Source organism: Acinetobacter junii CIP 64.5, assembly GCF_000368765.1.
GTDB classification, from domain to species: domain Bacteria; phylum Pseudomonadota; class Gammaproteobacteria; order Pseudomonadales; family Moraxellaceae; genus Acinetobacter; species Acinetobacter junii.
Genome location: NZ_KB849655.1, coordinates 1,764,127 through 1,789,668, shown reverse-complemented (window position 1 = coordinate 1,789,668; position 25,542 = coordinate 1,764,127). Strand labels below are relative to the sequence as shown.

Here is a 25,542-nt window from a genome sequence, read left to right as displayed (position 1 = left end):
TAGAGGATTTCCCATGCGTTGGAATTACCGTTTGGTCAGTGCTTTACTTGTTCTGACCAGTATTATTGGTATCTCATTTGCCTTGTATTTAGAACACGTACAAGGATTAGAGCCATGTCCACTTTGTGTTTTCCAACGTATTGGTTTGATCGGTATGGGATTTATCGCATTGATTGCTTTTATTCATAATCCGATTTCGAATGGCTTCAAACGTTTTTATGCATTATTAGCGACCTTATCAATTGGTTGGTCTGCGGGTGTTGCTGCACGTCATGTTTGGTTGCAGAATCTACCACCTGATCAAGTGCCAAGTTGTGGTCCTGGTTTGGATTATTTGGTAGAAGCTTTGCCGATGAAAACGGTTTTACAGCAAGTGCTAACAGGTTCTGGTGAATGTGCCTTGATCGATTGGACTTTTTTAGGTCAGTCGTTACCTGTTTGGTCTTTGGTATATTTTAGTTTTATTCTGCTGATTTGTTTGTGGCAGTTGTTTAGAAAATATGATTCTACTAAAGCTTAAAATACCATTTTGAATAAAAAGAGCCGAAATTTATAGGCTCTTTTTTTATTGATAAGCGAAAATGTAAAGATTTGCTAAAAATAAAATATAATTATAGACAGATAGGTCTGTTTTTTTTATAAAGTGCAGCCGTTTCTTTATCCTATGATTATAAAAAAATGCTTTTTAATATATCTAATGTATTAGAAAAAATAGGGCTAAATGCACAAAAACGTGCAATACACGTACAATTTTCTAATGAAGAATTAAATAACCAAGTTTTTTTACAGCGTATCGAGGGAAAGCATCAACTGAATGATGGCTTACATGCGGAGTTAATTTGCCTCTCTACCAATGCTCATATTGCATTAAAACAATTTATCGGTGTTCAACTGGCTGTGGATCAAGTCACAGATTCAGGACAGTTGTTCCGTATGACTGGCATAGTAACTGAAGCGTGCTATGGACAAAGTGATGGTGCCTTAACTCTATATAAACTGACTCTGAGTGATGCGACAAACTTATGGCATAAACGCCGTAATAGTCGTGTTTTTATGAATAAAACAATCGTTGAAGTTACAGAAGTTTTATTCAAAGAATGGCAAGAAAAAAGCCCATTATTTGCTGCAAGTTTGAGTCTTGACCTGAATGGACTAAAGCAAAGTTATGATGTGCGTCCATTTGTGATGCAGCATAATGAATCTGATTATGATTTTCTTACACGCTTATGGCGTAGTGAAGGGATTAGCTGGCTCATTGATGAAGCAGAGCTTTTTGTTCCGCATTTTTCCATACCGATTCAATCACAAAAGCTAAGATTGATTGATGATAATAGTCAATATCAAGCTTTAGCTCGACGCAGTATTCGCTATCATCGAAGTAGTGCAACCGAATACCAAGACAGTATTACAGGTTTTGTCGCAGTGCGAAGTTTGCAACCCACTGCTGTTCATTTGCAACGTTGGCAGCCTGATGCTTTAGCACAAGACGAAGGCGCTGGTTCAGTCATCACCACACATAGTCATTCTACAAGTTTTGACTCAGTCAGTTTAGGTCTTGAACAAGCATGGCATGTAAGTCCAGCATGGATGCAGGATTTAAAAGGTGAAGATCAAGCTACAGCTTCAGGTAACAGCCAATTAGAAAAGCAAAATCAAATATTAAATGACAGGTATGCTTTTCAGGCCAAGTTTTTTAAAGCTTATAGTTCTGTGCGTGACAGCCAAGTAGGATATTGGTTCAACCTTATTGATCATCCAGAAATTAATCAGCATGACGTCGTAGATCAAGAGTTCTTGATTATTGCTAAAACGTTCTACAACCAAAATAATTTACCGAAAGATTTACAGCAACAGGTACGCCAATTATTAAAACAAAGTCGTTGGCATGCACTAGAAGATGAAGAGGCTGAGCGGCAGGCAAATGAACTGACATTGATTCGCCGTCAAATCAAAATTACACCAGAATATGATCCTCTACAGCATCGCCCAATCGCCTATCCACAACGCGCTAAAGTTGTTGGACCAGAAGGGGAAACTATATATGTAGATGAATGGGGGCGTATTAAGGTTCGCTTTCTGTTTACCCGTAGTGATGATCATGGACATGATGGCGGTGCGGGCAGTAATGACAATGATACCGATTCAGCATGGGTCGATGTGTTAACACCTTGGGCGGGAGAGGGGTATGGAGCTCGCTTCTTACCACGTATCGGTGAAGTTGTCGTTATTGATTTTTTTGATGGCAATATTGATCGTCCCTTTGTGACAGGACGAATCCATGAAGCGCAACGTTCTCCAACCAAATTTGATGTCAAAGGGCAGCTTCCCGATACTAAAAAACTCAGTGGTATCCGTAGTCAAGAAGTCAATGGTAGTGGTTTTAACCAGTTACGTTTCGATGATACAACAGGACAAATCAGTACACAGTTGCAAAGTAGCCATGCAGCAACTCAACTGAACTTAGGTAATTTAAGTCATCCTAAAATTCAGGAAACCAGCAGTGGTCGCGGTGAAGGTTTCGAACTGAGAACTGATGCTTGGGGGGCTGTACGTGCTGGTAAAGGCATGTTGATTAGTACTTATGCTCAAGAACAGGCGATTGCAGATCATCTAGAAGCCGCTCAAGCACAATCTTTGCTGTCACAAGGTTATGAAAGCATGAAAATGCTCAGTGAAGTTGCAGCCAAGCAACAAACTGATGCTTTGAACGTGATTAATCGCTTACCCAAATTTATCCAGTCACTTGAGTTAAAAACCACAGGTCAGGCATTAAATAGTACGGTGGACCTGTTTAAAGAAGGGATCAATAACGATCCTATTCACGCTTTAAAAGACTGTGGTGGTTTTATTCAAGATATTGGTGCGCTAGGGGGAGCTGCAAAAGGTGTTGTAGATGAATTTAATACTTTCTTTAGCGATGCCAAAGATGCGGTGGAAAACTTAAAAGCATTTATCGAAAACGTTGAAGAACATGGCCCTGACATTGTTAAAGGCAAACTTGCTAGCATTAAAGACCGTATTCATAAAAATCCATTTGAAAGTATTCAAGAGGTTGGAAAAGTCTTAGCCAATGTCGAGATTAAAGACTTTGATTTGATGAGTGCGTGCGGAACTTTTAGTAAAGGCAGTAAATTGGAAGTATCACCTTCTAAAGCATTAAGTTCTTTACAAGGCTTTATGGAAGGTTATACCCAAGGCTTAGAAAGCAGTTCCGATACTAAACAACAAGAACAAGGCAAGATTTTCAGACAGGCGCTTATGTTATTGGCATCCCCTAATGGAATTGCGTTAACCACACCTGAAAATATTATTTTGCAGGCTTCTCAGGACATAGCTGAGAGTGCCAGCGGTTCAATTAACCTGAGTGCGCAAAAAAATATTATTGGGCATGCACAAGACAAAATTAGTTTGTTTGCAGCACAAAAAGGTTTTAGAGCCTATGCAGCAAAAGGAAAGCTGGAACTGCAAGCACAAGATGATGCTATTGAAGCAATTGCCAAGAAGGTCATCAAGCTCATTTCTACTGAAGAAAAAATCGAGCTTACGAGTCCAAAAGAAATTGTATTAACAGCAGGTGGTTCACAGCTCAAAATTAATGCTAATGGCGTATTTTCAACCACAGGCGGTAAGTTTGAAAGTAAAGCTGGGCAGCATTTATTTACGGGAGGAGCAACAGTAAATGCTGAGTTGCCAAAAATGCCGGCAACTGGGATGTACAGTATGAGGTTTGATTTAAATCAAATATTTGATACTAATATATTAAAAAATATGAAGTATAAATTGATTAATCACTCTAAGAAAATTGAAGCTGTATATGAGTTTGAGCAAGAAAGTAGCGCGAGAGTTTATAGTGATTCTGTTGATAATGTAGAACTCGCTTTAATACCGGGAGCTTATTTAACAGAAATTAAAGAGCTAATTCCTGAACAGGAAGCTGAATTACTAGACGATGAAGAGATTGATGGTTGTGGGTGTGGAGAAGAGCATGAACATGATTGAAATATTTAAACGAAAAACAACGCAAGTTTCGCGATTGAATATGAAAAAGACTTTTATATCAATTTTTCTATTGAGCACAATTATTTTTAGTTTTAATCTTTATGCAAATGGCGATACGTTTGAAGTTTCGGCGAAATGTAAGGATGAATATAATTCTAGTTGTGACATTGTGAGAACTGTAAATGCTCAGAATGAAATAGTTATAAAAGGTGTCAAACTTTTAAATATTTCAAAAATAAATCAAAACTTATATAAAGTAAAAACATCTTGTGGGTCTCCATGTTCAGTTACGCTTTTCTATAGTCAAAATAAAGAGGATTCCACAGACGAATTTATTGCCATTGATAATAAAAATAATTGTTTGATTGAAAGTGATAGTGAAAAGAAAATCATTTATGCAAGAAAATTGTTTACAAATAAGGCTAGAAAAATTGTCAATTTAAAAACTAAAGAATTTAATAGTTTGATTCAAAGGTTTGATTATTACAGTTATTTTAAAAATATGAGTTCTTTTTTACCTGATGGTAGTTTAAATTTAATAGCAAATAATGAATCAACCATATTAGCTAATAAAAAAATAGCTAATCCATGTGGAGAATAACGATGAGTTATTCTGAAGAGTTTATTGATTTTATCGCAACTATAAAAGGCGAAGCGGGTATTTGTGGAGATATTTCAAAGAGAGCCGTTGCACATTGTATAATGAACAGAATAGGTTTTGGTGAATGGGCTCAACACATAAGTATAATGGGATATTTAAAAAATGATTTTGATGCTTTAACAGATGAAACTGATGCTGTTCGACAAGTTAGGTTGGAAATGAAATCTAATAAAATTTCTAAATCTACTCAGCATATTATTGATTTAGTGTCACCAATTTATAATAGACAAGAAGAGGATTTTACAAATGGCATCGTGCTATATTGGAGCCCAAAAGCACAAGCACAACTACATAAGGATAAGCCAAAAATTTATAAGTATCCACCAGCATTTGTAAACTCTGAAACAGAAAAAGTTGAAATAAAAGGTACTGAAAATGATGATATGAGTTGGCATAGATACAAAGGTACATCACGGTTTTACCTGCAATTTGTAGATAAAAGTGCTAGCCCATTAGTTAACTCTAGAGTAAGTGTTGGTTACAAAAAAACAAAAGTAGTGCCAACTCTTAGTAATTTATTGACAAATAGTCAAGGAAAAATTAGATCTATTTTAGTGAAAGGAGGATGGGGAGCAAGGATTACCGTTGATGGAAAACCTGTTGTTGATAATAATCAAAAGCCAGTACTATTAATTGCTGATGGTAAAAATCATTCTGCAGTTTTGGTGGTTGCAAATGGTATAAGCGGAATCAAATCCCAAACAGATATCCATACCCAACAACCGACTCCTTCGCAGAAACCGGAGCCTGTGAAATTAGAAAATAAAGCAAGTGTTGAGCAAAACGCGAAAGTAAGTAAAAGTAATGATCAGCAAAAAAATGTTAATTTTAGTATTAAAGTCATAGACAGTGAAAATAAACCGATTCCAAATTTTTCTTATTTTCTAAAATATAAAAATGCAGAAAAGAAGCATAGGGTAGGTGCTAATGGTATTGAAAATAGCTTAAAAGCATTAAGTGGCGAGGAGATTACATTTTTAATTAGTGGGCTAGACTCAAAACAAGAAATTATTCGTTTTACAGCACACGAAGGTATGGGCGAAAAGACGATAAAGCTTAATTTACATACTTTTAATATTCTTTTTAGACATAAAGATACGAAAAAACCTATAACAAATTTGAATTTAATTCAAAAATATAGAAATCAGATAAAGCAAAAAAAGACTGATGGTAATGGAAAGATAACTGTTAGTGCAATGCCAGGATTCGAGCTGAATTATAAATTAAGAGATGAACGGAACTTATTGACTATCAAAGTTGATAAAAATAAATCGCTTCGTGTTATCGACGTTGACTCGTCAGCAATAGAGCAAGCATCAAAAAATATAAAGACAGGGACTAAAGTTGTAGAAATAGCTCAATCTAAACGACAAGTTCCTTCATCAAAACATAAACAACCAGTTGATAAGCCAGTTGAAACTCATGACTCTACTCCTAAAAGAGATGAAAACACTGCGGTAAGTAAAGATGGTCATCCCAAAATGGTGGTCAATGATAGTAGAGAAGTTGAATTTACAGTTTTAACTTATGACGTTAAAACTAATCAATTATTTAATGGTGGTAGTTATATTGTTGAGTATAAAGGAACAAAACGTAGTCATGTCAGTGGTGCAAATGGGCTGGGTAAAAAAATTCATAAAGGGGTAATAAATGAATCTATTAGAATTATAGTTTTGGAATCCAATAAAGAGAAAATTATTTTTGATGGAAAAATTGAAAATAGTATGGCAACGATTAATTTGAAAATTCAAAAAGCAGAAGTAGCTAAGGTTGAAGGAGTAAGTGTTCTATTTAGCGGCGTGAATGAAGAGTGGAGACGAAATATTGTTTCTGAAAAAACCAAAAAAATATTAGCATTTTTAGCTAAAGAAGCGGGAATGAATAAAATATATATAACAAGCACAATTCGAACAGCTGAATCCCAAGCTAATGCAATGTATAGTCAGAATATTAGGTATACTGCGCCGGGAGAAGAAGTAAAAAGAGTCAGAGATGAATGTAAAGCCAAGAATATGAGGAAGGAACAAACTATTAGTAAAATGGTAGAGAAAATTATTGAATTACAAAAACAAAATAAAAAAGTTTCCAAACATTGTGTCAGTACTGAACAATATAACAAGGTTAATGTAGTAGATATAGGATTAAATAGTAATGGTTTTGGTACTAATAGTCACTTGAATGCACAAGGGAAAAAATTTAAGCAAGCCTGTAAGGATGCTAAGCTTAATGGTATCATTAGTGGCTTTATTTCTGGGGATGAACCTGGAGAAGGTGCAATGCATATAGAGATAACCCAATGAAAAATACTTTATTATTAATACTAGTTTTATTAATTTCTGGATGTTTCAATACAGCTAATACAGCTAATACAGCTAATACAGCTAATACAGCTAATACAGCTAATACAATTTATTATTCATATAAAAAATGCACTTTAAAAAACATTTGTAATGAATTTAATTATACAAAAAATCAAAACAGCTATGCATTGTTTGCTTATAAGCCTCCGGTAGATGAATTTTATATAGAAATAAAAGATAATAAATATTATGTTATATATAAAAATATCTTTTCAGAAGGTGTTGAAATGGGGTGGGCACAAATGAAAATAGTTACAAATAATGAAAATAATCTAGTTATGGAAACTAATAAGATATTTCAAACTTTAGGAAACTATAATTCTATAGGTAGTGGTGATAACTCTAATTATGTTCCCTCGAGAAACTATAGAAAAGATATGTATATAATTAATGACTTCTATGATGGTTACTCTTTCAAACAATATCAAAAATTAACTTTTATAAAGAAAAATAAGCAGCTTTTACTTGATTGTAAAAGTTATATGAAAGATTTAGATCCGAAGAATAATTATTCAGGCATGTTCTATAGCGTTTGTTCTGATAAGGAAAAAATTTATTTTAAAGAAATTCCAGAGTTATAACCAAGGTTGTTTTTTACTATATTAACTCTTTAACTTTATAGCAAGAGTGGTAAGTTTTTTTACTTTTATAAATTAGAGAGACTAAGTACTTGATATGAGAATAATATTATTTACACCTAATCTTATTTAAGTAATAAGATTAGGTGTAAGATGGTATGTATTACTATTAATTATATTTAACTAAAATATTTGATATTAAATTACGTAAAACAGTTGATGTTCAAAATTAAGTATCAAATGTTTCAATATATTTTATTTTAGCAGATGTAGCTGGTGAAGGTGCTATGCACATAGAGACTATGCAATGATGAGCAGATTATTTCTTGTATTTTTAATTAGTTTAACGTATGCATGTACAACTGAAGCTGATCAGCCTAAATCAAGTAACACAAAACTTTATTTTTCATATCGAATCTGTGAAAAGGCAGGAAAGTGTAAGAATTTTACACCTACAAAAAAGATGGATAATTATCTCTTTAAAAGACTTGATCCTGCATATGATGAATTTTATATAAAAGATAATAATGGTAATTTTACCTTATATTATAAAAATGTTTATAGTGAAGATGTTCAAGTTGGATGGGCAGAAGCTAAAGCTGATAAAAATAATAGTAGTGAGTTGAGTTTAAATATTGATAAAGTTAACCTAGCCTTGGGTGGGATTGATTTTATAAAAAATGGATATGCAACTAAACAGGCTGAATCAAAGAATTTTAAATCGGGAATCTATTATTTAGCTGATAATTATACGGGTGCTCCATATTATCAAAAGCAAAAAATATTTTTTAAGAAAAATGCTGGAGATTTAGTATTGGACTGTAATAGTTATTTGAATAATCCCTCTGTAAAGAATGAATCTTATGGAGTTTTTTATGGAGTATGTTCTGAAGGGGAAAAAGTATATTTTAAGCAGGTAAACTGATTTAGTTTTTCTTTTTGAATAAAAATGTAAGAATGGTAAGTCTTACATTTTTCAACCTAATATAGTTTATTAAAATGAATAACTTAGGTGTGATATTTGTTTTTAGGATTAGAAAAAAACTATAAAAATAGCAACTTGTCTGAGTTTTGATTTTTATTGAAGGTACATATAGTGAGAACTAGTTTTATTAAATTTTATAATTTTTTATTGGTTACCAGTGTATGTATTTTCTCAAATGCTGCAGATTATAAACCACAACGGTTAGACGAGAAAAAAATATATAGTAATAGTGAGTATGATCTGAATAGTGTATATTCAGATATAAAAGGCTATATCAGTGATAATAAAAATGAAGTTAAATATCTTGTTGATACTCAATGTTCTTGGTTGAAAAATAGAAATTTAAAATGTAATTTTAATGGAAAAGAAGCAAATAGTGGAAACTATAAATGTTTAAGTGATTTTAATAATTCTAAAATAAAAGATTTGAAAAATTCATATTTGGACCTTGATAGTTTAGAAGGAAAGCTAATAAAACCATTTAAATATACAAATGGTATCATGAAAGATTTGGAAACAGGTGGATGTTATTGTAGTGAAAGTACAATTAAGATTTTAAAAGATAAAATTTATATATATCAAGCTTGTGATCAAGGGTTAAAGGAGCCACGTATATATAATATTGTTGGTAAGAAAAAAGATGGATTTTCTGTAGAGTATCAAATTGATACTACTAATAATAAAGTACCAGAATTTAATTTAGTTTTTGTCACTAATGGAAAAAATGTTTGGAATATTGTTCCTAAGGTTTTTAGAAAAAAAGATTTATTGAATTTAAATTTTAAAATTGGCTATACAACTGATGAAAATTTGAAAAACAATAAAATTGATTGCAGCGATTATGAGGAGTAATGCTCTAAATTTAGATTTTTTTTACCTAAGATACAGTGAATTTTATGATTAGAATTACAGTTAAGCAAAATTAATCTGAATATTTAATTTCAAAAATCTAAAAAAAGCTCAGCTATACAGCTGAGCTTTTTTACTTTTATGTCTCAACAATCCCTTCTAAATCATCAAAGGTATAATTGTTGGGTACATTAATCATATGTGTTTGAACACCTTCTTCAACGACTTCCCCAACTTCTGGATAAAGCCATCTTGTGATTTGCTCAGCAACACTCGAATGGTATTGAATTTCAAAATGATTCAAACCATAGAAAACAGCTTTATGTGTATCTGGTAATTTAAGCTGAAAACGAGGGTTCGGATGTTCACCAAGAGCACTTTTAACACTGACGAGATAATCACCTATCACTTTAAGTGCTTTATTTTTAACTTTCTCAAATTCTAATGTTCCAGCAATCAGGAATGTGTTGATATGAGATGGTAATGGTGCAGGTTTACGATTGTCGTCCGCGAAGCCGATACGCGCATCATTATGTTCCCAGTCATCATCACGAACACTACCATATCGTAGATCGAGTATCCCATTACTGCGTACATTTACTAATTGACCGATCAGGCTGATAAAAGGGAATGCCCCTAATTTGTCTTGTAAGACAAAACCAAATCGTTCCAGTACGGCACCGTGATGTGGGGAACCGATACATACGAGATTTTCTACCATATGTACCCATTGATGTAGATTTTGTTTGCCATAGAAAAGCGCACTGCGTGAAACCAGTCCACCCATACTATGTCCGATCAAATCGATACTGGTAATACGAGGGTTTCTCTGGATCAAATCTTCTAATACGTTGGCAAAACTGCGACCATTTGCAGAGATTCGACGACCTGTATTGTAATTTAAATACAGCATCGTGTTATTGTCACGCTGAGCAAGTAAACGCTCACCGATTCCGCCATAACGATGATTTGACCAACTCAAATGGTTCATACATAAACCATGTGTGAGTATTACGATACGCCCAGTAAGTTCACCTTGCTGTAATGATCCATAGTGATCATATAACACCATCGGTAATGCCATTGGGTTATGTTGTTTTAGGAAGAAATCCCCAAAAATCCCATTCAATGCCCCTACAACAAAATGAAGGCTTGGCGTTAATGGTTTATCGTGTAGAACTGGAAATTTTTCAACGATATGACGCAGACTAGGAGCAAGAAAGCTACTTCCGTATTTTTGAATAGCATCATATGAAAATTGATAGAATTTCTGTAATTGTGGATGTTTCTGTAATTTTTTGGCTTTTTGTGCACTTAAACCGAGCGTAGTCCTTAACACTTCAGTTTGAATTAATTGCACCAGTTCATGAACACCACTTAAACTTGTGCTCACTAATTGTGCCAAACCTTCCAAAACATCTGCCTGACTTGGGGGCGTACTGTCCCATTTGCAGTAGGTTTCATGCAGAGGTGTTAAACTTGGCATATTATTTTTCCCCATCCTTGATATATATACCGAAGGTTTGAAGTTATTAACTTAACATTGTTTAGATAAACTACAACAAACTCTTACATCTTATGTCTTTCAGAACTAATTTTTTTAGAATACTGATGAATGGAATTCAGTATCGTTTTTTGTGTCAGACAATATCGAGCTTAAATGTAATTTATATTGTTATATGTTTAATCATTACGCAAAATAATGTGATTTATTTCACAATAAGTCAAGCGCTTGTCTAATTTGGTGCATATGCAAATTATCTATTTACATGGTTTTAGAAGCAGCCCACTGTCAAAAAAAGGGCAAGAGCTGTATCAATATTGTGCAAATCACGATCATATTCACGTGCATTTGCCCGATTTGAATCAACCGCCTGAAGTGGTCTTAAAACACGTTTCTAATTTAATCGAAAGTTTACCACTCGATCAAGTTGTCTTGGTCGGTAGCAGTTTGGGTGGATTCTATGCGACATATTTTGTCGCCAAATATGATTGTCCTGCTGTACTGATCAATCCTGCTATGCAACCATGGCAACTCTTTCAAGAGTTGTTTGGTATTGAGCAAATCCCACTCAAAGTCACTGAATCATGGACGCTTGATCACGATCAATTGCAGCAATTACAATCAATTGCTGATACGAAAACAGAACAGGCTGATAAAATTCTCGTGCTGTTGCAACAAGATGATGAGGTCTTGGATTATCGTCAGGCACAACGCTATTATAGTGCCCTACATCCATCTGCATTGATATTAACGGATGTGGGTGGTAATCATGCAATGGATGATTTTAAAGACAAATTACCCTTAGTACTCGAATTTTTGTCGGCAGGCATATAAAAAGGAAGTCAGATCAAGTGACACAATACACGGCACAATCCCTCGAAGTTCTTTCTGGTTTAGATCCTGTTCGTCGTCGTCCAGGGATGTATACAGATACCTCACGCCCAAACCATTTGGCGCAAGAGGTGATTGATAATGCTGTCGATGAGGCGCTGGCAGGACATGCTGACCAAATTTGTGTGACGGTCTATGAGGATGGTTCGTTGTCAGTTGAAGACAATGGTCGAGGTATGCCTGTCGATATCCATCCAGAGTATGGTCAAAGTGGTATTGAAATCATTCTGACCAAGCTACATGCAGGTGGTAAGTTCAGTACTGATAACTATCAGTTTTCAGGTGGTTTGCACGGTGTTGGTATTTCTGTGGTCAATGCTTTATCTACACGGGTTGAAGTCGCTGTACAACGTCAGGGTAACTTGTATCAAATGGCATTTGAGCAAGGTGAGCCTGTTGCGCCATTGTCTGTGTTAGAAGGTAAAGTTGCGAAACGTGCGACAGGGACAACCGTTCGTTTCTGGCCGGAAGCTAAATATTTTGATAGTCCTAAGTTTGCATTAAAAGCGCTGAAACATAATTTAAAAGCCAAAGCTGTATTGGCGGCAGGCTTAAAAATTATTTATGACGATAAAATCAATAATGAAAAAATCGAATGGCAGTTCGAAAATGGTCTCGTTGACTATTTAATGGATGAATTGGAAGATCGAGAGATTTTACCAGCACCTGCTTTTGTGAGTAGTGGACAAGCAGAAAGAGCCGCATGTGAATTTGCAATTTGCTGGAATGTTGAGGGTGGTGAACAGATTCAAGAAAGTTATGTCAACTTGATTCCAACTGCGCAAGGCGGTACGCATGTGAATGGATTGCGTTCGGGGGTCACAGAGGCTTTACGCGAGTTCTGTGAATTACGTAATTTATTACCGCGTAACATGAAACTTTCGGCAGAAGATGTCTGGGATGGGGTGAATTTCATCCTATCTTTAAAATTCCAAGAGCCACAATTTTCAGGACAAACCAAAGAGCGTCTCTCGAGTCGTGAAGCTTCGAATATTGTGCTCAATATTGCCAAAGATGCATTTGCGTTATGGTTAAACCAACATGCTGAGATCGCAACTCAACTAGCTGAAATGGCAATCGCCAAAGCAGGTCGTCGTTTAAAAGCAGCTAAGAAAGTCGAACGTAAGAAGATTGTGGCTGGTCCAGCATTACCTGGAAAATTAGCAGATTGTGTTGGTTTAACCCGTGAAGACAGTGAGTTGTTTATTGTCGAAGGGGATTCTGCAGGCGGTAGTGCTAAACAAGCGCGTGACAAAAATTTCCAAGCGATTATGCCGATTCGTGGAAAAATCCTAAATACTTGGGAAGTCTCTTCGGATGAAGTCTTGGCATCTCAGGAAGTTCATGACATTGCGATTGCGATTGGTGTTGATCCAGGTAGTGATGATTTGTCTGAACTACGTTATGGCAAAATCTGTATCCTTGCCGATGCGGACTCAGATGGTCTACATATCGCAACTTTACTCTGTGCATTGTTTGTGAAACATTTTCCAGCTTTAGTTGAGGACGGTCATTTATTTGTCGCGATGCCACCGCTTTATCGTATTGATATTGGCAAAGATGTGCACTATGCCCTAGATGATGATGAGTTAGAGGCAATTCTGAAAAAAGTAAAAGGTAATAAAAATCCACAAATCACTCGATTTAAAGGTCTGGGTGAAATGAATGCCAGTCAATTACGTGAAACCACGATGGATCCAAATACACGTCGTTTGGTGCAACTGGATCTAGATGATGCACATTTAACTGCAGGTTTGTTAGACAAGTTACTCGCGAAAAAAAGAGCGGCTGATCGTAAACACTGGTTAGAGCAGAAAGGTAATTTGGCGGATATTGTGGTTTGATTTGAATCGATTTTTTGCATAGCCCAGTTGATCTGGGCTTTTTTTATGCCTTTTTAAAAAATGTAAATTCATAAGCTGAAAAACAAACATGGAATGCTATTTGCTTTTTATCTCTTGGTAAAATTTTATCTAACATTTGAAGCGTATTGATCAAAATAGCTTGTTTGTTTCTAAGATTTTAAAATTCAAATATATCAAATCTTTAAATGATATAGTGAAAATAGAATGAAGCGTTTTTTAAGTATTTTTTTCCCAATTCTGTTTAGTAATACGATTTTTATTATGAGTGGTGTCATTGATACCGCATTTTTATCTCACTATAGCCATGTGCATTTAACGGCTTTATCGGTTTCTCTCTCAGTTTATATGATTGTTTTTGTGGTGGGCTACGGATTACTACAAGGAATGTTTCAAATCCTCGCTGAAGAAAAAGGGAGGGAAATTAATCAGCAGAAATTAACCAATATCGTAAGCTTGGCGGTATTAATCGCAGCTGTATTTAGTATTGTTGCGATTGTTTTGATCAATAATGCCGAGCATTTATTAACCTTTTTTCAAGCATCAGATACCGTCCTGTTATTGGTTAAAAATTGTTTGATGATTTTTTCAATCGATCTGGTGGTTCGGCTATGTTGCCGTATTTTAACCATACAAATACAGGTTCTTGATCGTCCAATTATCGCAACTTATATAGGCGTAATTTTTTTATTGATTAAATTGCCTCTGTCCTATGCTTTGATCAATCGAGTAGCGTACTTTGATATTGCACCTTGGGGTGTCTATGGCGCCGTATTTTCGACATTGCTTGGGGATAGTGTGATGTTGATATTGTTATACGGTTATATACGTGGCAAAGCTGTTTTTAAACTTGATCTGAGTCGTTTTTCCTTTAGTTATGAATTGTTGCGCCGTTTTCTTCGAATTGGAATACCTACCGCACTGATGATCGTGATTGATGTGATTGCTTTTATGGCAATTTCGATTCTAGCATTGCCACTAGGAAGTATCGTGATTGCCTCGCATCAGGTGGTCGCTAGTATTTGTTCCATGTTATATATTTTACCAGCTGCATTTTCTGTTGTTTTCAGTTTAATGTTATCTGAAAAAATTGGCGCTCAACAGAAACAAGTTGCTTTGCTTTGGTCAAAAAAGGCCTTTCTGCTTATCTTTATTTTTGCCGTCACTTTATGCAGTGTATTACTGCTTCTTCGAGATGAGTTCATTTCTCTATTTACCCAAGACCTAGCGGTTATTCAAATCACGACCTCCCTCTTTATCCTCGGAATTTTGTTTCATTTAGCAGATGCAATGTTATGTATTTTTGCAACGGTATTACGCTGTTGGGGCATAACGATTGTGCCAAGCATGATTTATAGCACTTCATTGTTGATCTTTGGTTTAGGTGGCGGACAGCTATTGGCATATTGGGGAATGGATTGGTGGATCTTTGAAATTACTCCATTGGGTATTGATGGGTTTTGGATTGCTTTAATTCGGTCGTATAGCTTAGCTGTCACCATGTGTGCTTTATGTTTTAAATACCGAAATGCTACTTGGATTCGTTAAAACAATCTGATTTTTGAATCTTCTGGATCAAAAAGTTAAATATTCTTTATCTGAGCAAGGTGTCAGTTTTCTATTTTGCCTAATTGTGCTTCATTTTAGTTCAGCATGTATTTTTTGTATGCAATGTTGTATACAAGATTGGATTTTTTTCTACTGGTTTGAATTAATTTTATTATAAAACAATATCTTGATGTGTTGGCACAGATATTGAATAACTCCATTCAGTAAAAATCAGAAGATCAACCTGTGGAGAACAAAGATGCAAAATAAATTGATGTCGATGTCTGTACTTATGGCAGCGATGATGGGGGTAGGACTGGTCGGTTGCTCAAAACCAGCAGAGAAAACAGAACAAACAAAAACTGAAGCAAAAACAGCACCAGCAGAAAGTGGTGACACCATTAAAGTGGGGATTCTGCATTCCCTTTCAGGCACTATGGCGATTTCTGAAACTTCCCTGAAAGATACAGCATTGATGACTATTAATGAAATCAATGCCAATGGTGGTGTACTCGGTAAAAAATTAGAACCAGTTATTGTTGATCCAGCATCAGATTGGCCGTTATTTGCTGAGAAAGCTCGCCAGTTAATTACTCAGGACAAAGTCGCTGTTATTTTCGGTTGCTGGACATCAGTATCACGTAAGTCGGTTCTTCCTGTGGTTGAAGAGTTGAATGGTTTACTGTTCTATCCAGTGCAATATGAAGGTCAGGAACAATCAAAAAATATTTTCTATACAGGTGCAGCGCCGAATCAACAAGCGATTCCTGCAGTTGAGTATTTGATGGGAGAAGAGGGCGGTAAAGCACAACGTTTCGTTTTACTTGGTACAGATTACGTCTACCCACGTACGACCAATAAAATCTTACGGGCATTCTTGAAGTCTAAAGGCATTGCCGATGCAGACATCATGGAAGAATACACACCGTTTGGTCATAGTAATTATCAAACCATTGTTTCCAATATTAAGAAATTCTCTGCAGGCAAAAAGACTGCGGTGATTTCGACCATCAATGGTGACTCTAACGTACCTTTCTATCGTGAGCTTGGTAACCAAGGTATTAAAGCGGCTGATATTCCAGTCATGGCATTCTCAGTTGGTGAAGAAGAGTTACGTGGTATTGATACCAAGCCATTAGTAGGTCATTTAGCGGCATGGAACTATTTCATGTCAGTTAAAAATCCGAAAAACACCGAGTTTGTGAATAAATTCAAGCAATATGCAGTGGAGTACAAACTTCCAAATGCCGATAAAGTTGTAACCAACGATCCGATGGAAGCGACTTATGTTGGTATCAATATGTGGAAACAAGCGGTCGAAAAAGCAGGTTCTACAGAGGTTGATAAAGTTCGTGATGCAATGGCAGGTCAAACTTTTGCAGCACCATCGGGTTATACCCTCAAAATGGATGAAACCAATCACCATTTACATAAGCCTGTGATGATTGGGCAAATTCGTGGTGATGGGCAATTTGATGTTGTTTATAAAACGCCTCAAACCATCAAAGCTGAGCCTTGGAGCCCATATATTCCTAAATAATTTTCCTATGCAACCTGCTGTTTCGGCAGTAGGTTTTTCTTAGTTTTATTTCTTGTTGATTGGTTTAAATAGAAAATATAAGGGGAGTCTTATGGCGAAACACTATGTTTTGGCAATGCTCTGCATCATGGCTCAGATCATGTTTAATCCTGCATGGGCAGAAGTTACTTCACCAACAATTGTGACGTCTACAACTTCTCAGGATGCCATCCAAACTTTTGTTAAATCTGACTTTGCTACTCGTCGTGCCATGTTGAATCAATGGCCAGCCAGTATTGAGCAACTCGATCAGTTGGTGGCATATATTGATCAAAATGAGTTATATACTGATAGCGCAGGCAATACTTATATTCTAAAAAACGATGAAAAATTATTAAGTTACCCACAACTACAAGTCATCGAAACTTGGCCTTCAGACTTGTCTCAAGTGACTTTGGTCAATACCTTGCGTAAGGCACTGAACTTTGGACAAGCCAAAGTTAAATTGAATTCTGATGATGCATCACAACGTTTAGCCGCTGTTGATATTTTAGAAAATAACTTGGATGAGCTTGATGTCGCAACGATCAAACAACTCTATCTCAATGAAAAAAGTGAAGGTGTTAAAGCCCGTTTAGCACAACTGAAAGCACGTTTAGATTTTAATAGCTCAGATGAGTTTACCAAGATCGAAGCGGTAAAAGTTTTGGCGGATTCAAATCGTCCAGATGTATTGGCATTAATCAATCAAAGTTTAGAACAACCACAAAATAATCCCGCATTGAAAGCAGCTTTAGTTGAAGCACAAAATAAAATTAAAACGCGTATTCAAATCAGTGAATGGTCAGGACATGTATTTTCGGGTCTCAGTACTGCCAGTATTTTACTTTTAGCAGCGCTTGGTCTTGCAATCACATATGGTTTGCTTGGTGTCATCAATATGGCACATGGTGAACTCATCATGATCGGTGCTTATACCACTTACGTCATTCAAAGTTTTTTTAAAACGCACTTTGCAGGCTTAGTCGATTGGTATTTATTGGCTGCGATTCCTGCTGCATTTCTGGTGAGTGCGCTGATCGGCATGTTGATTGAACGTACTGTGATTCGTCCGCTTTATGGTCGCCAATTGGAAACATTATTGGCAACTTTTGGTGTGAGTTTAATCTTGATGCAATCGGTTCGGATGATCTTTGGCGCACAGAATGTTGAAGTGTCGAATGTCGCATGGCTTAGTGGTGGTATTGCCCTGACGCCAAGCCTGATGTTGCCATATAACCGTATTGCGATTATTGGTTTTACCGTGGCGGTCTTACTGCTTCTAGTTTTCTTATTAAACAAAACCCGTTTCGGATTATTTGTCCGTGCTGTGACACAAAACCGTCAAATGGCGCGTGCCGTGGGCATTCGATCTGCACGCATCGACATGCTGGCATTTGGTTTGGGTTCAGGCTTAGCTGGATTGGCAGGTTGTGCGCTGGCACAAGTAGGGAATGTCGGGCCTGACCTCGGACAAAACTACATTATTGATGCCTTCCTTGTTGTTGTGGTTGGCGGCGTGGGGCAAGTGTGGGGTGCGGTACTTGCAGCCTTAGGTTTAGGGATTAGCGGTACAGTTCTAGAGATTGGTCTAGGTGCGGTTTTAGCAAAAATTATTCTCTTGGTTCTTGTGATTTTGTTTATCCAAAAGCGTCCACAAGGTTTGTTTGCCATCAAAGGTCGTTTCGTGGAGTAAGCCAATGAAAATCACTTCTTTATTTGCAGATAAACCGTATAGTGCAATCGCGATTGCCATTTGTTTTGCGGTGTTACTGGCTTTGCCGTGGTTGCATTTGTTATCCCCTGATTCGGCATTTTATCTGTCAGCGTATTGGATTACCTTAATTGGCAAAATCATGTGCTTGGCTTTGGTCGCGTTGGCACTGGATTTAGTGTGGGGCTATGCAGGGATTTTAAGCTTGGGGCATGGTTTGTATTTCGCCTTGGGTGGTTATGCCTTTGGCATGTACTTGATGCGCGAATCCGCAGGTGATGGCTTACCTGATTTCATGCGCTTCCTTAGTTGGACAGAACTCCCTTGGTATTGGGTGGGGACTGAGCACTTTGCTTGGGCGATGATCTTGGTTTTATTTGTGCCTGCCTTAGTTGCGTTTATTTTTGGTTTCTTTGCTTTCCGCTCAAAAATCAAGGGTGTGTATTTCTCAATTATTACCCAAGCCATGACCTTTGCAGCGGCACTCTTGTTCTTCCGCAATGAGACAGGTTTTGGTGGAAATAATGGCTTCACGGGTTTTAAAACCTTACTTGGTTTTGATATCACCTCAGCGCCGATGCGTGCCACTTTATGTTTTGTCACTGCTTTGATGTTAATGCTGTGTTTTATCGGCTTACGTCAACTGATGAATCGTCCTTATGGTCGAGTGCTTGGCGCGATTCGTGACAGTGAAAACCGTTTGCAATATTTGGGCTATCGCACACTGTGGTACAAGCTTTCAGCATGGGTATTGTCGGCTGTGATCGCAGGTATCGCAGGGGCGTTGTATGTGCCACAGGTCGGTATCATTAACCCAAGTGAAATGAATCCAGTCAATTCGATTGAAATGGCAGTGTGGGTTGCAGCAGGGGGGCGTGGCACCTTGATTGGACCGATTCTTGGTGCAGGTTTAATCAATGCTGTGAAGACTTATTTTACAGTAGCAGCACCAGAAGCATGGTTATTGATCTTAGGCGCTTTATTTATCGTGGTGACGATTTTCTTACCGAAAGGTGTGATTGGATTATTTGACCGTTTTAAAAAGGAGAGCAATTAAATGAGTGATTTATTCCTAGACTCAGCTCAACATGGCGGTCAACTCGGCGAGGGTTATGGACGTGCCAAAACTGAGGGCGCAGATTTTAGTCACGGGATTGCCTTGTATTTAGAAAAAGTCAGTGTCTGGTTTGATTCGTTTCGTGCTTTAAATGATTTATCACTGTACATCGCTGAAGGTGAATTACGCTGCATCATTGGACCAAATGGTGCGGGGAAAACCACACTAATGGATGTGATTACAGGGAAAACGCGTCCAACCACGGGCACTGCTTTTTTTGGTCAAAACTATGATCTTGCCAAAATGAGTACCGAGGAAATTGCGGAAGCAGGGATTGGGCGCAAATTTCAAAAACCAACGGTATTTGAAAATTTCACTGTGATGGAAAATTTATTGCTCGCTGCACCACACGATAAGCGAGTGAAAAAAAGTTTGTTTAGCCGACTTGATCCAGAAGCACAGTTAGCACTGGAGGAAAGTTTGGAGCAAATTCGCTTAAAGGAATTTGTAAAAAAGCCCGCAGGATTATTATCTCATGGTCAAAAGCAGTGGTTAGAAATCGGTATGTTATTGATGCAACGTCCGAAGCTGATTTTATTGGATGAGCCTGTGGCGGGTATGACCGATGCGGAAACAGAACGCACCGCTGAATTGTGTTTAGAACTTAAAAAGAATCACACCTTAGTAGTGGTCGAGCATGACATGAGCTTTATTGACACTATCAGCGAGAAAGTTACGGTATTGGCGCAAGGCGCAATTTTGGCAGAGGGCACATTGGCAGAGGTACAAGCCAATGAAGATGTGATTGAAAAGTATTTGGGACGCTAGGAGACTGCCATGTTAGAAGTGAAAGAAGTTAACCAGTTTTATGGTGGTAGTCATATTCTGCGTGACGTGTCTTTTCAAGCGCCTGTAGGGAAATGCAGCGTCGTTTTAGGGCGTAATGGCGTAGGTAAAACCACGTTGCTGAAATGCTTGATGGGGATTTTACCGATTAAATCAGGACAAATTTTGTTAGACGGCAAAGATATTGCCAAGATGTCGCCTGAGCAACGAGTACGTGCAGGATTGGCCTATGTACCGCAAGGACGAGATATTTTTTCAACTTTGACGGTAGAGGAAAACATCCTGATTGGCATGGCAAAATTTTCAGGCGCAAAAACCCGGAAAGTACCGAGTCATCTCTACGAAATTTTTCCTGTCTTGGATGAAATGAAGCATCGCCGTGGTGGAGATTTGTCAGGTGGTCAGCAGCAACAGCTCGCGATTGCGCGAGCGTTGGCTTCGGAGCCAAGAGTCCTGATTTTGGATGAACCGACTGAGGGGATTCAGCCTTCGATCATCAAAGACATTGGTCGAGTGATTCGTAAATTGGCAGATCAAGGGGAAATGGCGATTGTCTTAGTCGAGCAGTTTTATGACTTTGCTGAAGAATTGGCAGATAACTATACGGTGATGGCGCGTGGTCAAGTGATTGCACATGGGCAAGGTGCAGAAATGCCTGAAAAGGGAATAAGGGAGTTGGTGGCGATTTAATAAAAGCCTCGTAAGAGGCTTTTTACTTATTTACTCTCCACTTTATAGAATGTCCCACCAGCATAAACATTGTGTCCAAAGCCACAAGAAGATTCACTATCTTTCTGTTCCACCTCAATTTTTTGACCTAGATTCGGATCGTTAGCAAATTGAAGTTTGATCTGACAGTGTTCATAACGGTAGTTTGCTTGTTTTGCCGTGATGGGCATGGTCGTTTCAAACTGCCCCATATTTGGGCCATAAATCAGACCTCGAATCCCAAAGTAATAACCTTCAAAATTAATTAGATATTTATTTTGTTGTTTCTTGACCGTGATGTAATCCCATTGTCCGAAACCATTGGCTCGGACATAAGTGCCTTGTAGGTCTTTCGTGATCTGCGGTTTAGGAAGCTGTTTTAAATTGTATAGACTGATTTTTGAATCTTCATCTCGTAAAAACCATACTCTTGCCCATTGTGGCTTGCCTAATTTTGCATAACTCAACCCGACATTATTATTGGCTATTTCAATCTCACGGTCAGTCACTTTAATACCGCTTTCTTCAGCATTCATTTGGCAGAAATGTGCCCATGCGGCTTGATCTTCAAATTGTTTCACTGCTTTGGCATATTGCTTTTGATCGTAAAACTTTTTGCCTGCTTGGGCATATTGTTTCACTTTGGCACACCCTTGTTGTAATTCTTGTTCAAATGAATCTTCAGCAACAGTTGAGGCTGAGCCAATTGCTGTTATAACCATTAGGCAAAGTTGCGTTGTTCTCATCATTTTCAATATTTCTAAAGCTGCTTGATACTCATTTTAAACAAGAAGTGAAAATAGATGTTGTGAGCAAATTGTTAGCTTGAAAGTTGTAGCTGCATCCAAACCAAGTCACGCCATTGTCCAAATTTTTGTCCGACTTGTGGCATATAACCTGTTTGTACAAAACCAAGCTGTTCATGTAGCACAATTGAACCCATATTTTCACTATCAATCGCAGCCACCATGATATGCATGTTTTGCTGTATCGCGAGATGGATCAGTTGTTGCATCAAGGCTTTGCCTAGACCTTGACGTGCGTAGCTTGGATCAACAAAAACAGAATGTTCGATACTCTGACGATAGCCGCTGATACTACGAAATGCAGCATAGTACGCATAGCCAGCAACTTTATTATGGTGTTGGTCTTCAACCACAATCATTGGGAATTGCTGCTGTTGCATGTCTTGAAAACGTTGTTGATATTGTTCTAAAGCAACAGCTTGATCATTCCAGTTGGCTGTACCCGTCAGGATTTCATGATTATAAATCGTAAGAATCTGTTCCAAATCATTCAGTGTGGCAAAACGAATTTGATAAGGTGAATGCAAAGAACGCGCTGCAAGCTTAAGTTTGAATGGCATGGATGAATTAATGAAAGTTCATATATTCTGAATATGCGTGATTGCAAAAAAAACAGCAAGACTAAGCTTGCTGTTTTTGAATTGATTGACTGTTTAGAAGTGGTATTTAACCAAGGCGCTGACATTGTTTTCATCGCGGTTTTTCATACCAAACTTGTTATTCCAAACAGAATGTTCTACACCTAAATATAAGCGTGTTTCAGGTGAAATATGTTTGCCAACATTCCACTTATATTGTGTGGTCCAGTTGAGTTCACTTTCATGATGCTCCTTACCATCGTGGGCAGCACTTGACCAGTCAAGGAAACCATCGACCAAGAAATCTTCAGTGGATACTTTAAATGGCACTGCATAGGCAATGGTCATTTGATAGTCATCAGCAGTGTTTTCATTATTGGCACGGTAGAAGTTTACATTCGCATATTGGAAATATGGAATTGCTAAATCAAAGCCTACGCCGTACAAGAAGTTGTCAAAGTTATTGCCATTGGCACTATTGCTTTCCCATGTTGTTGAGATCAAGACATCTTTGACTGGGCCGAAAGCAAGTTTTTGACCAAAAATTTCGCCTAAGCTCAAACGAGGAGAAAGTTCGAAATAGGTACTTTTGTTGTCGTCACCACCACGCATACGATCCATAAAGAAGAATACGTCGGCATATTGTACTTTTGCAGCGTATTCGACAGTTAAAGTCGTTTGTTTTTCATCGACAACTTCATAGTTTTCACCGTATAAACCAGTGAGGCTAAAATCTTGCCAAATAGGCTTTGCCTGAACGAAAGCTGCTGTAGATACCAATAAACAAGTCGCTGCAAGTTGCTTCAATTGCATTTAAAAAATCCCCCCAAAAATGGCGTGTCAAGCATACAAGGAATTAAGCAAAAATAAAGCCAAATTTGACCAGATGCTCAAAAGATTTGTATAGAGCCGACCAAAAGAAAAAAGCCAATGAATTTAAAAATCTTTTTGATCAAGTTTTAATAAAAATGTCAAAAATCAGCTTGCATATTTGTTATGAAAGTCAGATATTGGAGTTATAGAAGATCTTCTTAACTACTGAAAAGCAACAGATGCGAAGCAAGGAGACCACAAGCATTTACATAATCAGAATATACAACTGCACTGAATGAATGCATGCTCAAAGTGTGCCAGATAACAAAGTTTTGTAGCACCGTCTCAATAGAAAAGAGAGGAAGATATTTATGAATATTGAAATCCGTACAGATAAAAACATTCAAGGTAGCGAACGTTTAATTAGTTATGTCCGTGCAGAACTTACGCAAGAATTTCAACGCTATAGCGAGCGTATTACACATTTTTCGGTTCATATTAGTGATGAGAATGGGGAGAAAACGGGCGATCATGACAAACGTTGTATGATCGAAGCTCGTCCAGCGGGTATGAAGCCACTTGCCGTGACTCATAAAGCTGCAAATATTGATGCATCTATTCATGGTGCGATTGATAAGCTAAAACGTAGTTTGGAACATTTATATGAGAAAAAAGAACATCATCGTGGTGGTTTACCAGAATATGTTGACGTCGATGACGATGTAAAAGTTGATGATGAAGCGTAAAGATAAACGCGAAAAAAAAGTCCAGTTTTGGGCTTTTTTTTTGTGTATATCAAATTTATACGTGATTTTATAAAAACCTGTCGGGATATTCGGCATAATAGAAACATTAAATATATTGTGAGAATTGGTCATGTTAAGCAATCAGCAGCAGGCCTTGGTGCAAGCCATACAACAACTCGATTTAGACCAAGTGCAATCTTTACTTGCTGAAGGACTCGACCCGAACTTTATTGATCCAGAACATGGTTTCCCAGTCTCTATTTTATGTGATGGCTTATTTGTGTGGTGGGAGAATGTCTGTGAAGCTTATGAAGCAGGTCAGCCCTTGACTGAAGCAGACAAACAACAACAATTACAAGTTTATCAAGACATTTTAGAAGCATTAATTCAAGCGAAAGCCAATCTTCATTTATGGGATGCTGAAGAGTTTTATGGTCCGCTTTGGGATGCTGCAAGTTCAGCATGCGCACCTGTGGTTCAACGCTTACTCGATGAAAAAGTCGATCCAAACACAAGAGATGAAGAGGGTCTCACTATTTTGTCATCCATTAGCCAGTTATTCTTTGACTGCGATTTTGATGAAATTGACTGGTCAGAATCTTTGGTAGAAGAGCGTGAAACACTCGAATTATTACGCAAACATGGCGCGAAAATGTCAAAAGAGCTAACGGCATAAGTCTACCCAACAAGATATAAAGGGGAGAACAATGAAAAAGTTTCAAGTATTAGGCTTGATTGCTGCATCAATCATGACAACTGCAACATTTGCAGCAGAATTTTCTTTTGACCGTCCAGGCTCAGGTATAGGTACGGGTATCACACCTGTAGGTCACTTGGCGTGGGAGCAAGGACTACCGAGCGTAAGCTATCAAGAAGGGACCGTCGATGGCGTAAAAGATAAGACGCTTACATTAAACGCTGACATGCTTTTACGCACAGGTTTAGCTGATGGCCTAGAACTGCAACTGGGTTGGCAAGGTCCTGTTTGGCAGCAACATAAATATGCAGGCATGAAAAAAGAAACCAACGGTTTGGGTGATGTCAGTATTGGTTTGAAAAAGGCGATTAATTTAAAAGATGATCGTTTAACAATGGCATTGTTAGCAGAAGCGATTATTGCGACTGGCAATGATGAATTCACGAATCAAGATGATATTTATAGCCTCACTTCAGCAGTTGCGTATAATTTCAGCGATTTGGTGGGTACATCAATTACCATGCGTTATGAAGCACAAAACAGTGATTGGGCCGTGACTGCAATTCCAACCATTGATTATAAAATTGCGGGTAAATTATCTGGTTTTTCAGAGTTTGTTTATCGTAAAGCAGAAAGCCAAGACTATCAATATGGTTTAGGGACTGGACTGGTTTATGCCATCAATGATCGTGCACAGCTTGATGCAAGTGTGGGTGTCGATTTAGATGGTGATGTGAGAAGTTATAACGGTGGTTTAGGCGTATCCGTTTTATTCTGATAGA

The 25,542-nt window shown here is 37.5% G+C and carries 22 protein-coding genes; 18 read left to right on the top strand and 4 right to left on the bottom strand.

Going from position 1 to position 25,542, the window contains the following annotated elements; translation table 11 throughout:
• Positions 1–13: 13 nt before the first annotated feature.
• From F948_RS14080 to F948_RS14050, 7 genes are all read left to right on the top strand, one after another.
• The gene (locus F948_RS14080; RefSeq protein WP_004910048.1) at positions 14–520 is read left to right on the top strand and encodes a disulfide bond formation protein B; all 507 of its coding nucleotides are present in this window, start codon (positions 14–16) and stop codon (positions 518–520) included.
• Positions 521–678: 158 nt separating this feature from the next.
• Positions 679–3,999, top strand: coding sequence for a type VI secretion system Vgr family protein (locus F948_RS14075; RefSeq protein WP_004965020.1), 3,321 nt, complete (start codon positions 679–681; stop codon positions 3,997–3,999).
• Positions 3,986–4,600: a hypothetical protein gene (locus F948_RS14070; RefSeq protein ID WP_004965018.1), complete on the top strand. Its 615-nt coding sequence runs from the start codon at positions 3,986–3,988 to the stop codon at positions 4,598–4,600. The genes F948_RS14075 and F948_RS14070 overlap by 14 nt, the downstream gene beginning before the upstream one ends.
• A 2-nt stretch (positions 4,601–4,602) precedes the next feature.
• Positions 4,603–6,960 carry a cell wall hydrolase gene (locus tag F948_RS14065; RefSeq protein ID WP_004965016.1) on the top strand — a complete coding sequence of 786 codons (2,358 nt, stop codon included), beginning with the start codon at positions 4,603–4,605 and terminating at the stop codon, positions 6,958–6,960.
• On the top strand, positions 6,957–7,601 hold the full coding sequence (locus F948_RS14060) for a hypothetical protein (protein WP_004965014.1): 645 nt from the start codon (positions 6,957–6,959) through the stop codon (positions 7,599–7,601). Before F948_RS14065 ends, F948_RS14060 begins: the two co-directional genes overlap by 4 nt.
• Positions 7,602–7,905: 304 nt before the next feature.
• Positions 7,906–8,523, top strand: coding sequence for a hypothetical protein (locus F948_RS14055; RefSeq protein WP_004910016.1), 618 nt, complete (start codon positions 7,906–7,908; stop codon positions 8,521–8,523).
• Positions 8,524–8,694: 171 nt separating this feature from the next.
• Entirely contained in the window at positions 8,695–9,435 is a 741-nt protein-coding gene (locus F948_RS14050) for a lysozyme inhibitor LprI family protein (protein ID WP_004965012.1), read from the top strand.
• A gap of 136 nt (positions 9,436–9,571) precedes the next feature.
• Here the strand turns inward: F948_RS14050 and F948_RS14045 are convergent, their stop codons facing one another.
• Positions 9,572–10,918, bottom strand: a complete 1,347-nt coding sequence (locus F948_RS14045; RefSeq protein ID WP_004910011.1) for a PGAP1-like alpha/beta domain-containing protein — start codon at positions 10,916–10,918, stop codon at positions 9,572–9,574.
• Positions 10,919–11,182: 264 nt separating this feature from the next.
• On the opposite strand from F948_RS14045, the gene F948_RS14040 reads away from it, so the two are divergent.
• The 8 genes from F948_RS14040 (at position 11,183) to urtE (ending at position 21,102) form a co-directional block, all read left to right on the top strand.
• A complete protein-coding gene (locus F948_RS14040; RefSeq protein WP_004910006.1) occupies positions 11,183–11,770 on the top strand; it encodes a YqiA/YcfP family alpha/beta fold hydrolase in 588 nt (195 codons plus the stop codon).
• Positions 11,771–11,787: 17 nt separating this feature from the next.
• Positions 11,788–13,671: a DNA topoisomerase IV subunit B gene (gene parE, locus F948_RS14035; protein WP_004910003.1), complete on the top strand. Its 1,884-nt coding sequence runs from the start codon at positions 11,788–11,790 to the stop codon at positions 13,669–13,671.
• 225 nt (positions 13,672–13,896) lie between these two features.
• Entirely contained in the window at positions 13,897–15,237 is a 1,341-nt protein-coding gene (locus F948_RS14030) for an MATE family efflux transporter (protein ID WP_004965008.1), read from the top strand.
• 259 nt (positions 15,238–15,496) lie between these two features.
• Positions 15,497–16,777, top strand: coding sequence for an urea ABC transporter substrate-binding protein (gene urtA, locus F948_RS14025; RefSeq protein ID WP_004951211.1), 1,281 nt, complete (start codon positions 15,497–15,499; stop codon positions 16,775–16,777).
• Positions 16,778–16,868: 91 nt separating this feature from the next.
• Positions 16,869–18,491 carry an urea ABC transporter permease subunit UrtB gene (gene urtB / locus F948_RS14020; protein ID WP_004965005.1) on the top strand — a complete coding sequence of 541 codons (1,623 nt, stop codon included), beginning with the start codon at positions 16,869–16,871 and terminating at the stop codon, positions 18,489–18,491.
• Between the two features lie 4 nt (positions 18,492–18,495).
• A complete protein-coding gene (gene urtC / locus F948_RS14015; RefSeq protein ID WP_004965003.1) occupies positions 18,496–19,566 on the top strand; it encodes an urea ABC transporter permease subunit UrtC in 1,071 nt (356 codons plus the stop codon).
• A complete protein-coding gene (urtD, locus tag F948_RS14010; protein ID WP_004965001.1) occupies positions 19,567–20,394 on the top strand; it encodes an urea ABC transporter ATP-binding protein UrtD in 828 nt (275 codons plus the stop codon). It abuts the gene before it with no gap.
• A 9-nt stretch (positions 20,395–20,403) separates the two neighbouring features.
• Positions 20,404–21,102, top strand: a complete 699-nt coding sequence (gene urtE, locus F948_RS14005) for an urea ABC transporter ATP-binding subunit UrtE (protein WP_004964999.1) — start codon at positions 20,404–20,406, stop codon at positions 21,100–21,102.
• 26 nt (positions 21,103–21,128) lie between these two features.
• Here the strand turns inward: urtE and F948_RS14000 are convergent, their stop codons facing one another.
• The 3 genes from F948_RS14000 to F948_RS13990 form a co-directional block, all read right to left on the bottom strand.
• Complete coding sequence (locus F948_RS14000) at positions 21,129–21,869, bottom strand: hypothetical protein (protein WP_005403421.1); 741 nt, start codon at positions 21,867–21,869, stop codon at positions 21,129–21,131.
• A 71-nt stretch (positions 21,870–21,940) separates the two neighbouring features.
• Positions 21,941–22,486 carry a GNAT family N-acetyltransferase gene (locus tag F948_RS13995; protein ID WP_004964992.1) on the bottom strand — a complete coding sequence of 182 codons (546 nt, stop codon included), beginning with the start codon at positions 22,484–22,486 and terminating at the stop codon, positions 21,941–21,943.
• Positions 22,487–22,579: 93 nt separating this feature from the next.
• The gene (locus tag F948_RS13990; protein ID WP_004964989.1) at positions 22,580–23,317 is read right to left on the bottom strand and encodes an outer membrane protein OmpK; all 738 of its coding nucleotides are present in this window, start codon (positions 23,315–23,317) and stop codon (positions 22,580–22,582) included.
• A 371-nt stretch (positions 23,318–23,688) separates the two neighbouring features.
• Here F948_RS13990 and F948_RS13985 point away from each other — a divergent pair, with 371 nt between their 5' ends.
• The 3 genes from F948_RS13985 (at position 23,689) to F948_RS13975 (ending at position 25,538) form a co-directional block, all read left to right on the top strand.
• On the top strand, positions 23,689–24,063 hold the full coding sequence (locus F948_RS13985) for an HPF/RaiA family ribosome-associated protein (protein ID WP_004659842.1): 375 nt from the start codon (positions 23,689–23,691) through the stop codon (positions 24,061–24,063).
• A gap of 130 nt (positions 24,064–24,193) precedes the next feature.
• Positions 24,194–24,739: an ankyrin repeat domain-containing protein gene (locus F948_RS13980; RefSeq protein WP_004964986.1), complete on the top strand. Its 546-nt coding sequence runs from the start codon at positions 24,194–24,196 to the stop codon at positions 24,737–24,739.
• Positions 24,740–24,770: 31 nt separating this feature from the next.
• On the top strand, positions 24,771–25,538 hold the full coding sequence (locus F948_RS13975; RefSeq protein ID WP_004964983.1) for a transporter: 768 nt from the start codon (positions 24,771–24,773) through the stop codon (positions 25,536–25,538).
• Positions 25,539–25,542: the final 4 nt, after the last annotated feature.

Coding starts and splice junctions, on each gene's coding strand:
- F948_RS14080 (WP_004910048.1), top strand. CDS start 14: ATGCGTTGGAATTACCGTTTGGTCAGTGCTTTACTTGTTCTGACCAGT.
- F948_RS14075 (WP_004965020.1), top strand. CDS start 679: ATGCTTTTTAATATATCTAATGTATTAGAAAAAATAGGGCTAAATGCA.
- F948_RS14070 (WP_004965018.1), top strand. CDS start 3,986: ATGAACATGATTGAAATATTTAAACGAAAAACAACGCAAGTTTCGCGA.
- F948_RS14065 (WP_004965016.1), top strand. CDS start 4,603: ATGAGTTATTCTGAAGAGTTTATTGATTTTATCGCAACTATAAAAGGC.
- F948_RS14060 (WP_004965014.1), top strand. CDS start 6,957: ATGAAAAATACTTTATTATTAATACTAGTTTTATTAATTTCTGGATGT.
- F948_RS14055 (WP_004910016.1), top strand. CDS start 7,906: ATGATGAGCAGATTATTTCTTGTATTTTTAATTAGTTTAACGTATGCA.
- F948_RS14045 (WP_004910011.1), bottom strand. CDS start 10,918: ATGCCAAGTTTAACACCTCTGCATGAAACCTACTGCAAATGGGACAGT.
- F948_RS14040 (WP_004910006.1), top strand. CDS start 11,183: ATGCAAATTATCTATTTACATGGTTTTAGAAGCAGCCCACTGTCAAAA.
- F948_RS14030 (WP_004965008.1), top strand. CDS start 13,897: ATGAAGCGTTTTTTAAGTATTTTTTTCCCAATTCTGTTTAGTAATACG.
- urtA (WP_004951211.1), top strand. CDS start 15,497: ATGCAAAATAAATTGATGTCGATGTCTGTACTTATGGCAGCGATGATG.
- urtB (WP_004965005.1), top strand. CDS start 16,869: ATGGCGAAACACTATGTTTTGGCAATGCTCTGCATCATGGCTCAGATC.
- urtC (WP_004965003.1), top strand. CDS start 18,496: ATGAAAATCACTTCTTTATTTGCAGATAAACCGTATAGTGCAATCGCG.
- urtD (WP_004965001.1), top strand. CDS start 19,567: ATGAGTGATTTATTCCTAGACTCAGCTCAACATGGCGGTCAACTCGGC.
- urtE (WP_004964999.1), top strand. CDS start 20,404: ATGTTAGAAGTGAAAGAAGTTAACCAGTTTTATGGTGGTAGTCATATT.
- F948_RS14000 (WP_005403421.1), bottom strand. CDS start 21,869: ATGATGAGAACAACGCAACTTTGCCTAATGGTTATAACAGCAATTGGC.
- F948_RS13995 (WP_004964992.1), bottom strand. CDS start 22,486: ATGCCATTCAAACTTAAGCTTGCAGCGCGTTCTTTGCATTCACCTTAT.
- F948_RS13990 (WP_004964989.1), bottom strand. CDS start 23,317: ATGCAATTGAAGCAACTTGCAGCGACTTGTTTATTGGTATCTACAGCA.
- F948_RS13985 (WP_004659842.1), top strand. CDS start 23,689: ATGAATATTGAAATCCGTACAGATAAAAACATTCAAGGTAGCGAACGT.
- F948_RS13980 (WP_004964986.1), top strand. CDS start 24,194: ATGTTAAGCAATCAGCAGCAGGCCTTGGTGCAAGCCATACAACAACTC.
- F948_RS13975 (WP_004964983.1), top strand. CDS start 24,771: ATGAAAAAGTTTCAAGTATTAGGCTTGATTGCTGCATCAATCATGACA.